General features: G+C 30.2%; 16 protein-coding genes. 1 reads left to right on the top strand and 15 read right to left on the bottom strand.

The window, feature by feature from the left end; genetic code table 11:
* Positions 1-13: 13 nt before the first annotated feature.
* The 3 genes from cetZ to FBE93_RS03060 form a co-directional block, all read right to left on the bottom strand.
* Complete coding sequence (cetZ, locus tag FBE93_RS03070; RefSeq protein WP_002932710.1) at positions 14-1,303, bottom strand: energy taxis response protein CetZ; 1,290 nt, start codon at positions 1,301-1,303, stop codon at positions 14-16.
* A gap of 80 nt (positions 1,304-1,383) precedes the next feature.
* Entirely contained in the window at positions 1,384-2,010 is a 627-nt protein-coding gene (locus tag FBE93_RS03065; protein ID WP_072225877.1) for a MarC family protein, read from the bottom strand.
* Between the two features lie 11 nt (positions 2,011-2,021).
* On the bottom strand, positions 2,022-2,384 hold the full coding sequence (locus tag FBE93_RS03060; protein WP_002932707.1) for a methionine-R-sulfoxide reductase: 363 nt from the start codon (positions 2,382-2,384) through the stop codon (positions 2,022-2,024).
* 89 nt (positions 2,385-2,473) lie between these two features.
* On the opposite strand from FBE93_RS03060, the gene FBE93_RS03055 reads away from it, so the two are divergent.
* A complete protein-coding gene (locus FBE93_RS03055; RefSeq protein ID WP_002932704.1) occupies positions 2,474-3,271 on the top strand; it encodes a ferritin-like domain-containing protein in 798 nt (265 codons plus the stop codon).
* On the opposite strand, the gene pssA is transcribed toward FBE93_RS03055, so the two are convergent.
* The 12 genes from pssA to pglB all read right to left on the bottom strand — a co-directional run bounded on the left by pssA (position 3,262) and on the right by pglB (position 16,305).
* On the bottom strand, positions 3,262-3,990 hold the full coding sequence (gene pssA / locus FBE93_RS03050) for a CDP-diacylglycerol--serine O-phosphatidyltransferase (protein ID WP_002932700.1): 729 nt from the start codon (positions 3,988-3,990) through the stop codon (positions 3,262-3,264). The two genes, FBE93_RS03055 and pssA, sit on opposite strands and share 10 nt — an antisense overlap.
* A 9-nt stretch (positions 3,991-3,999) precedes the next feature.
* Positions 4,000-4,617 carry a phosphatidylserine decarboxylase gene (locus FBE93_RS03045; protein WP_002870515.1) on the bottom strand — a complete coding sequence of 206 codons (618 nt, stop codon included), beginning with the start codon at positions 4,615-4,617 and terminating at the stop codon, positions 4,000-4,002.
* A complete protein-coding gene (gene ftsH, locus FBE93_RS03040) occupies positions 4,614-6,551 on the bottom strand; it encodes an ATP-dependent zinc metalloprotease FtsH (protein WP_165434168.1) in 1,938 nt (645 codons plus the stop codon). The genes FBE93_RS03045 and ftsH overlap by 4 nt, the downstream gene beginning before the upstream one ends.
* Entirely contained in the window at positions 6,548-7,399 is an 852-nt protein-coding gene (locus FBE93_RS03035; RefSeq protein ID WP_059110941.1) for a 50S ribosomal protein L11 methyltransferase, read from the bottom strand. Before FBE93_RS03035 ends, ftsH begins: the two co-directional genes overlap by 4 nt.
* A 22-nt stretch (positions 7,400-7,421) precedes the next feature.
* The gene (locus FBE93_RS03030) at positions 7,422-7,814 is read right to left on the bottom strand and encodes a chemotaxis response regulator CheY (protein WP_002866134.1); all 393 of its coding nucleotides are present in this window, start codon (positions 7,812-7,814) and stop codon (positions 7,422-7,424) included.
* 112 nt (positions 7,815-7,926) lie between these two features.
* Positions 7,927-8,820, bottom strand: coding sequence for a PDC sensor domain-containing protein (locus FBE93_RS03025; RefSeq protein WP_002932694.1), 894 nt, complete (start codon positions 8,818-8,820; stop codon positions 7,927-7,929).
* Positions 8,820-10,592 carry a UDP-N-acetylglucosamine 4,6-dehydratase (configuration-retaining) gene (gene pglF / locus FBE93_RS03020; RefSeq protein ID WP_002932693.1) on the bottom strand — a complete coding sequence of 591 codons (1,773 nt, stop codon included), beginning with the start codon at positions 10,590-10,592 and terminating at the stop codon, positions 8,820-8,822. The genes FBE93_RS03025 and pglF overlap by 1 nt, the downstream gene beginning before the upstream one ends.
* A gap of 1 nt (position 10,593) precedes the next feature.
* Entirely contained in the window at positions 10,594-11,754 is a 1,161-nt protein-coding gene (pglE, locus tag FBE93_RS03015; RefSeq protein ID WP_052785356.1) for a UDP-N-acetylbacillosamine transaminase, read from the bottom strand.
* 97 nt (positions 11,755-11,851) lie between these two features.
* Complete coding sequence (pglD, locus tag FBE93_RS03010) at positions 11,852-12,442, bottom strand: UDP-N-acetylbacillosamine N-acetyltransferase (protein WP_032598731.1); 591 nt, start codon at positions 12,440-12,442, stop codon at positions 11,852-11,854.
* Entirely contained in the window at positions 12,429-13,031 is a 603-nt protein-coding gene (gene pglC, locus FBE93_RS03005; protein WP_002932689.1) for an undecaprenyl phosphate N,N'-diacetylbacillosamine 1-phosphate transferase, read from the bottom strand. The genes pglD and pglC overlap by 14 nt, the downstream gene beginning before the upstream one ends.
* Positions 13,024-14,154, bottom strand: coding sequence for a N,N'-diacetylbacillosaminyl-diphospho-undecaprenol alpha-1,3-N-acetylgalactosaminyltransferase (gene pglA / locus FBE93_RS03000; protein ID WP_002880710.1), 1,131 nt, complete (start codon positions 14,152-14,154; stop codon positions 13,024-13,026). Before pglA ends, pglC begins: the two co-directional genes overlap by 8 nt.
* Positions 14,155-14,163: 9 nt before the next feature.
* The gene (gene pglB, locus FBE93_RS02995; protein ID WP_002932677.1) at positions 14,164-16,305 is read right to left on the bottom strand and encodes an undecaprenyl-diphosphooligosaccharide--protein glycotransferase; all 2,142 of its coding nucleotides are present in this window, start codon (positions 16,303-16,305) and stop codon (positions 14,164-14,166) included.
* Positions 16,306-16,307 lie beyond the last annotated feature (2 nt).

Genomic DNA, 16,307 nt, shown 5'->3' with positions numbered 1-16,307 from the left:
GTGAAAATCACGCTTATGACATTGCTTTAGCAACTTCAGCAGAGCTTTCACGAATTTTCTCCATACATTCTCTTGCTTCTTTTGCAAGTTCAACACTCTGATTAACATCCTCTAAACCGCTTTTAATACTCTCAACCACTTGTGATGTAACATTACGAATAGAATTAATCGTAGTGGTAATTTCATTAACTGAATGCCCTGTTCTTTCAGCTAAATTTCTTACTTCATCAGCAACAACAGCAAAACCTCTACCATGTTCACCAGCACGTGCTGCCTCAATAGCAGCATTTAAAGCAAGCAGATTAGTCTGATCAGCAATATCACTAATAGTCTGAATAATAGATTTAATTTCATCTGATTGTTGATTTAATGAGGAAACAAGATTTGAACTTTGAGACATCATATCAGCAATATTCTGAACATTTGAAACAGTGTTTTCAATTACACGATCTCCATCTTGAGTAAGATTATCATTTTTTTCTGCAAGTTCGCTTATGAGGCGAAGTTTTTCTTGATCTTTTTTAACTTGTTCGCTTATATCTGTAGCAAATTTAATAACCTTGTAAATTTTTCCATCATCATTTTTAACCGGATTATAACTTGCTTCAAGGTATACTTTTTTATTATTTCTTCCGTATCTTATATATTTACCTGATTGAAATTTACCCTCTCTTAAATCTTCCCAAAATTGAACATAGTCCTTAGAGTGTCTATAATTAGAATCACAGAACATACTATGATGCTTTCCTTTAATCTCATCAATATTAAAATCCATAGTTCTTAAAAAATTTTCATTAGCCGTAATAATAGTCCCATCAGGTTTAAATTCAATAATAGCCATAGAACGATTAGCAGCAGCAATAGTATTTCTAAGATCAAGCATTTCATAATGTCTTTGAGTTATATCATTGGCAAATTTAATAATTTTATAAACATGACCATTATTATCACTAATTGGAAGATAATTTGCTTCTAAATAAACATCTATCCCTCCCTTAGCTATACGTCTAAAAAGACCAGTTCTAGCTTTTCCATCTCTTAAATCTTTCCAAAAATCACTATATGCTGAAGAATTAACAACTTCAGACAAACAAAACATACTATGATGCTTGCCCTTGATCTCTGAAAGGGAGTATTTCATAGTTATTAAAAAATTTTGATTTGCCTCTAAAATAACGCCATCGGTGGTAAATTCAATTACCGCCATGGTATTCCCAATAGATCTTAAAATATCTCCTAAACCATTACACTTTTTTTCAAGTTGTTCAATTATTTCAGTATTGTTTTTCTTAGCACCAAACATAAAACTCACCTTTTTAATAATAAATTATTTTAAAATTATATCATATTTATATAGTATTATTTACTTAAAATTATATTAATTTATAAGTTAAATATATCTTTTAAACCTACAATAATCATCTTAAACCCCATAGCAGCAATAAATACTTGTGCTATACGAGAAAAAACATGTAAAATCAATTTTCCAACTATTTTTTCTATAGTAGCTGCAAAATGAAAAAGTATAAACATAAAAATAAAAGCTATCATTACTCCGCCAAGAGCAACATCAAGCCCACCATCTTCGGCTATAACGATAATACTAGCTAAAGTTCCAGGCCCAACAAGCATAGGAAATGCCATAGGTATTAAACTCTGTCTTAAAATTTCCTTATCATCCATATCCTGATAAGAACTAAAATCCTTAGTTGCAATTTTTGTTGAAAAAAGTAAATTTTTAATAGCCATTATAATAAGGACTAAGCCACCAGAAACCCTTAAATCATCTAATGAAACTCTAAAAATATAGTTCATAAATAAAGATCCTGATAGTAAAAATACCAAAACTATAGTAAAAGCTGTATAGAGAATAGTTCTAAAAAGTTTTTTTCGAAGCATTAAAGGCAATCCATCACTCATAGCCAAAAATTGAGTTAAATTACCAAAAGGATTTAATATGGCAAGTAAAGTAATTGCAGCAAAGAACATCAAATAAAGCTCAGAACCCATACTAGAAAACACTATAAATCCTTAGCTTTTACAAATTCCAAAGAAATAGAATTTACACAATGTCTTACATTTTTAGCAGAAAATCCTTCTCCTTCAAAAACATGACCTAAATGTCCATTGCAGTTTGCACATACAATCTCGGTTCTAATCCCATCTTTATCAGGAATTCTTTTAATAGCCCCTCTTATTTCATCATCAAAGCTAGGCCATCCACAACCTGATTTAAATTTATCTTCGGATTTATAAAGCGAAGCTCCACATTGCTTGCATTGATAGATTCCTTTTTCATAAAAATCATTATATTTCCCACTAAAAGGAGCTTCTGTTCCTTTATTTAAAATTACTTTTTTTTCTTCTTCATTTAATTCTTTCATGATCTACCCTTGTAAAATAATTTTTATATTATATAATTAAAATTTCAATTTTAAATGATAAATTTTTATAATTTTCAAGAAAGTTTTAAATGCAAAAAGAATTTTTTCAAGAACTTCAAAATATTTTATATGAAAAAAATACAACTATAAAATTTCACTCTTTTCAAAATTTTTATGAAAACTTTAAAAGCCACAAATTTATTTTTAATCACGAGCATCAAAGCATTTTCAAAAAAAATACATCGCAACAAATTACCTTACTTCATCCTACACGTATAAGAAGACCTAAATTTGTCAATTCAACTCATGCACTTGCTAAAATAATTCATTCAGTCGCTCATATAGAATTTAATGCAATTAACCTAGCTTTAGATGCAAGTTATCGTTTTAAAAATCTACCTTTGCAATTTTATTATGATTGGCTGGAGGTAGCAGATGAGGAAATTAAACATTTCAAACTTTTAAATTCAGCACTTGAAGAACTTGGTTACAAATATGGAGATTTTCCAGTGCATGATAATTTAGAATCTGCTCTAGAAGCTACAAAAGACTCTTTAAGCTTTAGAATGGGAGTGGTTCATAGAGGTTTAGAAGCTAAAGGACTTGATGCCAACCCCTTTGTTGTTCAAAAACTTGAGAGTTCCAATCATTCCATTAAAAATCTTTTAATGGAATATCTTGAAATTATACTTAATGATGAAATAAAACACGTTAAAAAAGGAGATACTTGGTGGAAATTTTCAAATCAAAATAAGTGTGATTTTATCGAGCTTTGCAAAACGTTTAAACAATTCTCTCTTGCAGGAAAAAAACTTAACATTCAAGCAAGAATCAAAGCTGGCTTCACTCAAGAAGAATGCGAAGTTATTGAAAAATTTTACTCTTGATTTTTTATTTTAAATTTTGAAACAATAATGGTATATAAAACCCGAATAATTCCATAAAGCACATACAAGCTTGCTAAAATTACTAAACTTTCAAGGGGGTAAAGATATAAAAATGAAAATATTATAATTAAAATAATCAAAACTTTTAAAACACTAGAACGATTAAAATCAAGCTTTTTAAAGCTAGGATAGCGTATATTACTTACCATTAAAAGCCCTAAAATTGCTTGAAGCACCAAAAAAACTACGCCATAAGGCTTTAAAAAATCATAACTGATAAACGCATAAGTCCATATAGCACTCACAACTGCTGCAGTAGGTATAGGAAGACCTATAAAAACAGAAGGTTCATAAGTACCCGTGGTAACATTAAATCTCGCCAAACGAATAGCTCCAAAAACCACAAAAAAAGCTGTAATCAAAGATCCAAGTTTTCCAAAATCATAACCTATAGCCATATAAAAAAGAACCGCTGGAGCAACTCCAAAAGCTACTAGATCAGCTAAAGAATCAAATTCTACTCCAAATTTTGAAGTGGAATTTGTAAGTCTTGCAACACGGCCATCAAGCCCATCGCAAATCAAAGATAAAATAATATAAATCAAAGCTGTATAATAATTTCCATGTATTGAAGCTATAATAGAAATAACCCCTAAAAAAGCTGAAGCAGCTGTAAAAAGATTGGGTAAAATATAAATTAATTGCGGTCTGTTATTCATTATTTTTCCTTACGCAAAATAGCCTAACAATGAACCTGCTTTAATTTCATCATTTAAGCCTATATGAATTCTAGTATCTTTTGGTAAAAGTAAACTTATAGAGCCATTAATTAAAAAACCCATTCTATCTCCTGCTTTTAAATCATGAGAAATATTATCGAGCTTTAATTTTCTATCAAAAGAACCTGCATAGATTCGCAAAGCTATCGTTTTATTCTCTTTAACTTTTGCCAAAATAAAAACTCTTTGATTCATCATTTTTGCAGATTTTAATTCACTGCACAAAAAAAGGCCATGTCGTAAACGAATATCTGTTATAGACATTGCAAAAGGTGTATTAAAATTTCCAGCATCATAAAGAGCATTTTTAATAGTAATTTCAACACATTCACCCAAATCTTTATGATGAATATTTTCTATTTTAGTAACCCTACCATCTATAGGTGCAAAAATAGCTTTTTCATCACTACAAACAAGTTCTCTTTTAGGCACTCTAAAAAGAAAAATACAAATTACAATTAATGTTAATAGCAAGATGGAAAAAGAATAAAAAATCCACACAAAAATAAAAATCAAGCTTAAAATAATAAGACTTAAATATCCATCTTTTGCAATAAAATCTTTCATTCTTCTACTTTAACTTCAGTTTTAACTTCTTCAAGTTCTTGTAAACGACTTGGTAGACTATTTTGATCCTCAAACTCTTTAATAATCTCGCGCACTTTAGTACCTTCAATAGTTTCTTCTTCATAAAGGGCTGCAACCATAGTCTCAATCGCTCCTTTATAAGTATTTAAAGTATCTTTAACATCTTTATAGCGTTCATCTAAGGTTTTCTTTACATAATCATCTAAAGATTCTGCCATCTTTTCAGAATAATCTTTTATGGTTTGTCCACCACTTAAGAAAGTATTTCTTTGTTTTTCAAGCACCATAAGTCCTGCAATTTCACTCATACCATACATAGAAATCATAGCTTTTATGATATCGGTTGCTCTTTCTAAATCATTACTTGCACCCGTTGAAATTTCACCTATAAACACTTCTTCAGCTGCACGACCACCCAAAAGTACATCTACTTCAGCGATAAGTTCATGTTTTTGCATTAAAAATTTATTTTCCTCAGGAGTATTTAAAGTATAACCTAAAGCCGCAAGACCACGCGGAATCACAGAAACCTTACTTACACGTTTTGCACCTTTGGTAGTTTCAGCGATTAAAGCATGACCGCATTCATGATAAGTAACAATTTTCTTTTCTTTTTCATTAATACGACGTGATTTCTTCTCAAGTCCTGCTATAGCTCTTTCAACAGCTTCAACTAAATTATTTTGTTCTACATATTTTTTAGAATCCCTACCTGCTAAAAGTGCCGCTTCATTAATAATATTTGCAAGATCAGCTCCTGCAAGCCCTGCGGTTAAGCGTGCTATGTCTTCTACCTTAACTTTTGGGGAAATTTTGACATCTTTCATGTGCACTTTTAAAATATCACACCTACCTTTAAAATCAGGTTTATCAACTAAAACTTGTCTATCAAACCTTCCTGGTCTTAAAAGCGCTGCATCTAAAACTTCTGGGCGATTTGTTGCTGCTAAAACAATAACTGGGGAACTTTCTGTCCCAAAGCCATCCATTTCAGCCAAAAGCTGATTTAAAGTTTGTTCTCTTTCATCGTTTCCACCCATCATGCCACTTGCTGCACGACTTTTACCAATAGCATCTATTTCATCTATAAAAACAATAGCGGGAGCTTCTTTTTTTGCATTTTCAAACAAATCTCTCACACGAGAAGCACCTACACCCACAAACATTTCTATAAAAGAAGAACCTGAAACACTAAAAAACGGCACATCAGCTTCACCTGCAACTGCTTTTGCAAGCAAAGTTTTTCCTGTACCTGGAGGCCCAACAAGTAAAAGCCCTTTTGGAATTTTAGCTCCCAATTTAATATATCTTTCAGGATACTTTAAAAAATCTACAATTTCTTTTACTTCTTCTTTAGCTTCTTCAACACCAGCTACATCGCTAAATTTTACTTTAGGTTTTTCTGAATTTACAAGCTTCTTAGAACTTCCTATACCCAATATAGAACTTCCCATATTTTTTTGCATACGACTTGCCAAAAACATCCAAATACCAAAGAAAATAAATACTGGCAAAACCCATGAAAAAAGTATATCTGTAAACCAATTTGTTTCAGAATACGCACCATAAGCGATATTTTTACTATCTAGTAAACTCACAAGCTCAGGATCATTAACTTTTTTTGCTGTATAAACAGTATTGTGAGAGCTTGAAATCGCTTTGATTGTTGTTTGTCCTATGCTAACTTGATTGATTTGTCCACTTTCAATAAGCTTTTTTAACTCAGAATAAGGGACATTTTTATTTACTTCATTGCCATTCAATGCCCCGCCAAAAGAACCATTGCCATCAAAAAATCCCTTAAAAATAATTATCATTACAATTGCAAAAATCGCAAAAATAAAAATGGGATTTTTGTTAAAAAAATTATTACCCTGCGGATTACCCTTATTATTTGGGGTATTATTATTCATTGCTTATCCTTTTTATTATTTTTATATACAAAACTACACCACTCATTGATTTGCATTTCATCAATGAGTTTCAAATCTTGAAATTTTTCTTTAATTCTTGTTGAATATTTATCTAAAATTCCTGACAAAATAAGTATAGCATTATCTTCTAAATGGTTTTTAATATCTTTTTCTAAAATTAAAATCACATCTGCAATGATATTTGCAACAATTAGATTATATAAACCATTTGCTTTATCTATAGATCCACACCAAGCCTTGTGAAAATCGACACCATTTAATCTTGCATTTTCCAAAGAACTATCAATAGCCAACTCATCAGTATCACAAATTTCAACATTACAGCCAAACTTTGCCATAATAATACCCAAAATTCCACTACCACAACCAAGATCTAAAGCTCTTAATTTACTTTTAGAAAATTTTTGTAAAAATTTTACACAAGAATATGTGCTTTCGTGATGTCCTGAGCCAAAGGCTAAGGCTGGATTAATCTTTATATTTATAAAATTCTTTTTTTCTTCTTGCCAAGTGGTATGGATGTAAACATTATCCACTAAAATAGGTTTTATGCCTTTTTTATATTCTTGTATCCAGTCCTTGTTTTCTTTCTCTACAAGACTTAAATTAGAAATAATTTTATGGTTTAAATTGAAAGTAGTTGTAAGTTTTTGAGCAAATATTTCAAGTGCCCATGAAAGCTCTTCTAAACTTTCATGGGATCTAATGTAAACACCATTATCTTTCTCTTCTATGGCTTCTATACCTAAATCAAAAGCAAAATCAAGAAATAAATTTTTATACCGCTCTTCTACGATAAAGAACAATTCGTAATATTTTTTTTGCATTTAGAATTTTAAAAATCAGCCTTTACTCAGCTGCACCTTCTCCACTTCCTGTTCCTAAAACATCTTCAAGTTTTTCCTTTAAAACTTGTGGAGTAAAAGGTTTTACAATATAGTTATTTACGCCAGCTTTTAAAGCAGTAATCACTTCAGCTTTTCCGCCCTCAGTTGTAACCATGATAATAGGCATATCTTCATATTTTTTCTCTGCTCTTACTTTTTTTACCAACTCCAAGCCATTCATTTCTGGCATATTCCAATCTGTAATTAAAACTTTTACATCTTCATTTTTAGTTAATAAATCCCAAGCTTCAACGCCATGCTCAGCTTCTAAAACATCATCGTGTCCAAGTCTTGTTAGGGTATTTTTAATAATCCTTCTCATAGTAGAACTGTCATCAACAACTAACAATTTCACAATTTCGTCCTTTCAAAGTTTTTATAGTTTTATTTTACCCTTTTTAGCCTTATTAATCAAGCTAAAAAATTTTAAAAAACAGCATTATATCATCTTTTACTTAAATTTTTACTCAAATATTATTATTTTTATACTTAACCGTAAATAAATATACACTTAAACCCAAAAGAAGTAAGCTCACTCCACCGATAAGATAAATCGCATAAATCATCTGAGAAAGATCACCAATAGCAAGTTTAAATACCAACATCAAAGCTTCTATAGCTAAAGCAATGATAATAGAACCTAAAAATCTCACCATAGTTTTTTGAATTCCACCTTCTTCTTTTTTTGTCCTTCCTAATACTTCTTGTTCGATCAAAGTTTTTGCCAAATCAAAAATGGCCAAAGCTAAAGTTATAGCAATAGTACTTTCAAACATATGTTCTATACCTATAGCTTGATTATCAAAAAGACTAAAAAAACCTTTTTGAAATAAAAAACAAGTAATCACAAATAAAACTAGTGCGAAACAAAAATATACCAAACGACTAAATTGAGTAAAAACAAACTCAAATTTTCCTGCTTGAATAATCTTTAAAATATCTTCAAGCTTGATATCAATACAAACAACAAAAAGTAAGTTATTTTTATCATCGTAAATTGGCATAGAAGCTGTCACGCAAAGTTCGTTGTTTAAAACTGAAGGATAAGGATCGCTCAAAACACATCGTCTTAATTTTACAGCTCTATAAAAATAAGAACGAGTACTTCTATCCTCACCCTGTCCTATTTCATGAGCCTTATTTAAGGAAATCGCATTTTCTATTTGCATGCCTGAAATATCTAAAATATACAAAGCATCAAAAACAACAACTTCATGAGCTATTTTATCCAAAGCTATTTTAATCGTTTCAAGGTGAATATCAGGAAGTTTATTAGGCAAATTTCTTGTTAAAATATAACTCATATAAGCTCTAGCACGATAGCGATTATCTTCAAATCTTTGTATATCTTTTATATACATTATACACCTTCTTTATTGTGTTTAAATTCAGGTACAATCTTTAATAAAGCCTCTGAAATATCTTCACATATTTGTAAATTTTCTATCTCTTTATTAAGCCAATCAAGATCAACCTTCTCATTCTTTGCTACAAAAATACTCTCATATTGCGTTTTAGCATCATTTTCATCAATTAAAAGCTCTTCATAAAGCTTCTCACCTTTTCTTAAGCCTGTGATTTTAATTTCTAAATCATTGCGATTAGAAAGCAAAAGCATTTTTTTAGCTAAATCTATGATTTTCACAGGCTTACCCATATCCAAAACAAAAAGTTCTCCCCCTTTTGCGATAGCTCCAGCTTGTAAAACAAGTTGCACTGCCTCAGCCACAAGCATAAAATAACGCACTATATCAGGATGTGTTAAAGTTAAAGGCTCATTATTGGCAATTTGTGCTTTAAATTTCGGTATCACACTACCACTAGAACCTAAAACATTACCAAAACGCACACAAGCAACTTCAAAATTTTCATCACTCATACTTAAAGTATAAAGCTCGCAAACTCTCTTAGTGCAACCCATAATATTTGTTGGTCGCACTGCTTTATCTGTACTTATCATCACAAATTTAGCTACTTTATTTTCTTTAGCACTGTCACATAAAATTTTAGTTCCTAAAATATTATTAATTACTGCTGAATGTGGATTTTGTTCACAAAGAGGCACATGTTTATAGGCGGCTGCATGTAAAATAAGCTCAGGTTTATAAGTTTTTAATACCTCATCTAAACTTTGCTTATCTAAAATACTCAGTAAAATAGGAGTAATTTTTTCTTTATATAAATTTAAATCATCATTGATCTTATAAAGATTATACTCACTATGATCAACCATAATAAGATGCTTAGCGCCAAATTTAATACATTGTTTACAAAGTTCACTGCCTATAGTTCCACCTGCCCCACTTACCAAAACTACCTTGTCTTTTAAAAAAGCTGCCACAGCACTATCGTCTAAATCTTTTGGTTTTCTAGCAAGCAAGTCTTCTATACTAATATCTCTTGCTTCGTTTCTTGTAAAAGAAAATATTTTTACATCGCAAATACCATAAGCTACAAGTTCTTCAAAAAGTTTTTTAAGCTCTTCTTGTTCAAGTCTTAAAGCAATAATGGCAGTTTTTACCCCTTGTTCTACATAAGATTTTATTTTTTCTTTTTCTTCTACAACAAATTTATCACAATAAGTCCCTATAAGCTCTTTTCTCGCATCAACCACACTCACAGGAAAAAGTCCCAAAGAACCTTCTTTTGCACCTTTTAACAAATGCAATGCCTTAGAAGTTGCCCCTACTACAATACAAGGAGTTTCTTCTTCTTTCATTCTAGAAGGTTTAAAATCCACAAGCATTCTTTTGCTAATTCTTAAAGTACCTATAAACATATAAGAAAGAACAAAATCTATCACAATAGCACTTCTTGGAAAAGGATTAAAAAAATCACTAAAAAAATAAAAAATAAGAAAAAAACAAAACTCAGCTAAAAACAAAGCAATAAAAATTTTTCTTGCTTCATTGAGAGAAAAAAATCTCCAAGCTACTTTATAAATTCTAAAAATAAACAAAAATGAAAGTTTTAAAATAAGCAAAATAATAGCAGAAACCATCATACCATGATAAAAAATACTCGGAATATCTCCACTAAATCTCAAAGAAAAAGCCAGATAAACACTAAGTAAAATTAAAACAATATCTGAAGTTAAAAAAAATGCTAATCTTTTGCTTTTATAAAAAATCATTTTAAGCCTTTATGCTCTTTAAGATCAGTTTTGAAATTTCATAAACATCATCTTTACTCATCGCCGTACCACTTGGCAAACAAATTCCTTTTTGGAAAAATAACTCACTATTGCCATTAAGATAAGCCTTAGCTCCTTTAAATACTTCTTGAGTGTGCATAGCTTTCCATAATGGTCTTGTTTCTATTTGTTCATTTTTCAAATCTTCTATGAGTTTTGAAATTTTTGGATGTAAAGTAATATTTTTTTGACTGATATTTATATCTTTTTGACAAGCATTAAGTTCATTTTTATCAAAATCAATCAAAGCTGTACTTAACCAACGATTACTTCTTGAATTTTCTAACTCATCTAAAAAGCTAAAATGCTCTCCTAAAAATTCTTTATACCACTCATAAATTTCTCTTTTTTTAAGCACTCTTTGCTCTAAAACCTCCATTTGTGCTACACCAATAGCTCCTAAAACATTGCTTAAACGGTAATTATAACCATAATCTAAATGTTCATAATGCAAACAATTTTCCCTTGCTTGAGTGCTGTAAAATCTTGCCTTTTCAATCTTTTCTTTATTTTTTCCTATAAGCATACCTCCACCTGAAGTGGTGATGATTTTATTACCATTATAAGAATAAGCTCCAAATTCTCCAAAAGTTCCTAAAGCTTTATTCTTATAAAAACTTCCTAAAGCTTCGGCAGCATCTTCGATTAAAACAATGTCATTTTCTTTGCAAATTTCAACAATTTCATCCATTTTTGCAGCATTACCATAAAGATGAGTTAAAATCAATGCTTTTGGTTTTTTTTCACATTCTTTAATAGCAAGCTTTAACAAATCTACATCGATATTATAAGTTTCATCACAATCTATAAATACAGGTTTTGCTTTAAGATAACAAATAGGTGCTACTGAAGCGATAAAAGTAAAAGAAGAAGCCAAAACAATATCATCTTGTTTTACCCCCGCCACCCTTAAAGCTAAATGCAAAGCCGCTGTAGCTGAATTTAAAGCTAAGGCATTTTCACTTTTGCTATAATCTTTTACACTTTGTTCAAAGCGATTTACAAATTCACCCAAAGGTGCTATATAATTACTTTTGAAAACTTCTTCTATGTATTTTAATTCATTGCCGCCCATATGCGGAGGAGAAAGAAAAAATCTCATGATTTATCCTTTGTATAAAACAAAATTTTTATAAATTGACTCTATTTTACCTAAAAAAATTTACAAAGAATCAAACAAAAATCTTTTTATAATCATTTCATATTTTTCTTTTTGCAGGCACTCCCACAAAAACACCTTTTTCATCTTGACTTTTAACCAAAGTTGCTCCACCACCCAAAATACTATCATCTGCTAAGCTTAAATTAGGCAAAACACAAGAATTAATCCCTAAAAAACAATTTTTACCGATTTTTACATTACCTGCACATTTAGCCCCCACACTCACATGAGAAAATTCCCCTATCATGCATTCATGTTCAATCACACTTGAAGTATTTAAAATCACGCCTTTTTCTATTTTGGCTTTAGCATTAACTACTACATAAGGCATGATTAAAATTCCTGCATTTTCTTCCACACTTGCACTAGGACTTATAAGCGCGCTTTTATGAATAAGATTAACGATTTTAAAGCCATTTTCTGAAATTTTTTGATAAATCTTTTTTCGAATTTCATTGTTTCCTATGGCTATAAAAAAATCATACTTAGGCAAGGTGCTTTCAAATTTCATTCCTTTAAAATCATCTAAAAAAATACATTCTTTATAACCCATATTTTTAGCCACATCTTCACAAACAAGCCCATGACCACTAGCACCATAAATATAAATTTTTTCAGTTCTTGCCATTAAATTTCTCTGTTGTAACATGGCCTTCTTTGCTTACCCCACTTCGTTTTAAAACCTTTAAAGCCGTTAAAAACATGATTTTTAAATCAAGCAAAAAAGAAATATTTTTCACATAATACACATCAAGTTCGAATTTTTTCTGCCAAGAAATAGCATTTCTGCCATTTACCTGCGCCCATCCTGTTATACCTGGACGCACTTTATGACGCAATTTTTGCTCTTCATTGTAAAGGGGTAAATACTCAACCAAAAGAGGTCTAGGCCCCACAAAACTCATATCCCCTTTTAAGACATTAAAAAGTTGCAAAAGCTCATCCAAACTTAAGCTTCTAACAATTTTTCCAAAAGCTTTTAAGCGAAGTTCATCGCTTAATAACTCACCCTTCTCATCTCTTTCATCGCTCATGGTTTTAAATTTATAAATTTTAAAAATTTTTTCATCTAACCCAGGGCGATTTTGAATAAAAATCACACTTCCTTGAGTGATTTTTAAAAGCAAAGCAGTGATTAAAATCACCGGAGAAAAAAGCACTAAAAGCACTAAAGCTAAAATAAAATCAAAAATTCTTTTAAAAACTTTTTCATACATTCTTAATTACCCTATCATAAAGTTTTAAATAACGCTGTGCGATATTATTTTCATCGTATTGTAAAGCATCTTGGGCGGCATTTTTAGCTAAATTTAATCTTAATTTTTCATCTTCTAATAAAAGTGAAATTTTTTCGCTTAAATCCTTAGCATTTTTTGTTTTTGCCCAAAGTCCATCATAAGCATTAGAAATAGCCTCTACACAACCTTCGCAGTCACTTACCACTATAGCCTTACCACAAGCTTTTGCCTCCAAAACACTTACAGGAAAGCCTTCCTTATAACTTGGTAAAACAAAAATATCACAATTTTGTAAAAGCTCGACTATATCACTTCTAGCACCCAAATAATGCACCACACCCGAGTTTAAAAACTCCAAACTTGCACAAGAAGGATTTTCATCTCTTCCACCAACTAAAACAAAATTTGCTTTGTCTTTTAGCATAGCAGCACTTTCATAAAATTCTTTTACACCTTTATGCCATAAAGCTCTTGCTATCATAAGCACAATGGGTTTTTTATCTATGTTTAAATTTTTCCAAAAAAGCTCTTTTTTTTCCGATTCTACATAAATAGGAAAAAATTTTTTTAAATTGATCCCTACGGATTTTATCACACAAATTTTATTTTCCTTAAGTCCTAAATTCCGCATAAACTCGGCATTACTTTCATTGACAAAAATAAATTGGTGTGCAAATTTAAAACTTAATTTATAAAGATTATTAATAACAAAACGCACTAAATTTGCCTTAAAACCTTGATCTATATAAAAAGATCCCAAGCCTTCTACCAAAGCAAAACGATAAGGAATTTTTGCCCATTTTGCTGCTAAAATTCCAAAGGTATTGCTTTTGTGTGCCGCACTTTGAATAAGATCAAGATTTAAATTTTTCAAAACCTTAGCAAGATAAAAAAAATTCTTTAAAACCACAAAAGGATTTAAACTAGCTCTTGAAAGCTCATAAACAATTACTTTCAAGCCAAGATCTCTAAGTTTTTGCGTGTATTCATCTTGCGGCACTATAACAAAAACTTCATCTTTTCTATCTTTTAATGCTTTTATAATAGGCATTCTAAAATGATAAATACTTGCTCCTGCATGTGATAAAAATCCTATTCTCATTTTCAACCCTTAAATTTTAAGTTTAAAAACCTTAGCATCTCTAGAATTAATCACCAAGTCAAATAATTTCTTATCATAATTTCCTAAAAAAAACATTTGCACATAAGCACTATTAAACATGGTTTTATCCATTAAAATAAATTGTGCATAAGGAATAGCACTATCCTTTAAATAAAAAATATAAAACTGAGCCTTATCATCAATTGGAGTGATTTTGTATTCACCTTGTTTAATAGAATTAATCTCTACGATACTATTTACAGAAACCACATTATCACCTATTTTAAAACTTCTAAAATCATCGCTTAAAACCACTCCGTTGCTAAGATAAATTTCTCCATTTTTAACATCAAGTGGATAAGCTGTGCTAAAGGTAAAAGGTTTATCCAAAACTCCTGTATCTAAATTAATAAAAGAAAAACTAGCCACCGTAGAAAAAATCAAAGACATTCTAGCGGGCATATAAAGATAAATATCACGAGTTTTTGGTGTATCGATTTTAAAATCAGGTTTTGATAATGAAGCTAGAAACAAATCCACATTGCTTTGATTATAATCTTTCATCATAGCTTGTAAAATGTCTGTTTTTAAAATATCATTTTGCGGAGCATAAAAGCTTTTTTCTGTATATTCTACACTAAGCCTTGCCATATTAGCTGCAGCTTGTTCATCTTTACTTAAAGCAAAAGAAGGGAAAAAATTATCCTTGCCTAAATGCTTTCCACCATCTACTAAAGTTTTCACATCGCTATAATAACGCACAGGATAACCATAATCCCACCAAGTTACCACATAATCTTCTCTATTGGCTATATTTTTTAATTGATTTAATAATGATGCTTCATTTTGAGAAAAAACAGTTGGGGCTTTATAATTATAAATATGAACAAGTACTGGAGCCAAGGTTAAAATGATTGCAAAAACAATAAAAACATTTGAAATCAATCGACTATATTTTTTAATCATTATAGCTTTAAACTCACCCAATAAAAAACCAAATCCTAAAGCCATTACAGGCACAGCATAGATAGTAAATCTAAGTCCTCCTTTTAAAGCTAAAAATCCAAGCACTAATATAGGTAAAGCTATAATCATACTTTTATGTTTTTTCAAAAGCCACACAAAACCAAACAAAGAAAACAAGAATACAATTTCACTACCACTAATTCTTCGCATAAATTCACTAAGATCTACATTTTCAACTTCTTGTATGGTTTGATTAACATTAAAATACATAAAACCTTGTGTTAAATTCACACTCTCATCACTTCTAAAAATATAAAATTTAAGCTGATAAAGTATAGGATCAACCCCACCACTTAAAATCAAAAACACTAAAGTTGCAATACCCAAAATTCCTATAATCATAAAATTTAAGCGTTTTTGCTCTAAGGCAAATAAAGCAAAAAGTATTACCACAATAGCACTTTGATAAAACCATGTTATATTTGAAAGAGTAAGAGAAGACAAAATCACAGCTATATAAAAAATCTTTTCTTTTCTATGAAAAATAAGTGTATAAATTAAAAAAAGTCCAATTAAAGCTACATTTAAAGTATAGCTTGAAGGATACCACCAAAGATAAATTCCTATAAATAATGGTAAAGCAATCAATGAAAAAAAGTCTTTTTTTAAAATCATTCTTACCATAAAAAATAAAATAAACATAGGTAAAACAATCACCAACATATCTGTATCATAATACCCACTCATAGTGCGATTATAATAACTGTTTGCTATACTTGCTAAAAGAGCAGCTACAAAGCCCATTAAAGGACGCTTGTATTCATTGGCAAGTAAAATAATAGGAATCACCACCAAAGAAGATAAAAAAGTACTCATATATAAAATAATGCTTTCGAAAGAAAAAGGCGTGATTTTATAAAGCCAATAAGTAAGCGTGGATAAAGAAGATCCATAATAACTTAAATCATTAATCTGATGAAAACCTGCTATCATATCTCTTGCACCCTCAGCAAAGGCATAGCCATCATTTGAAATGATCATCAATTGATTATTGAAAAAATACTCATTAAACTCGCTTGCCCACCAGACCCAATAAAACCTGCAAAATACACTAAAAACATAAGCCAATATAATCATCGCAAACAAAACTAAATAAGGTTTTTTTAAATACTCTTTTTTCAACATCT

The sequence above is a fragment of the Campylobacter sp. CFSAN093229 genome (assembly GCF_011068225.1).
Taxonomy (GTDB): Bacteria; Campylobacterota; Campylobacteria; order Campylobacterales; family Campylobacteraceae; genus Campylobacter_D; species Campylobacter_D jejuni.
Note: the sequence above shows the minus strand (reverse complement) of the source record. Positions and strands in the feature narration are given on the sequence as shown.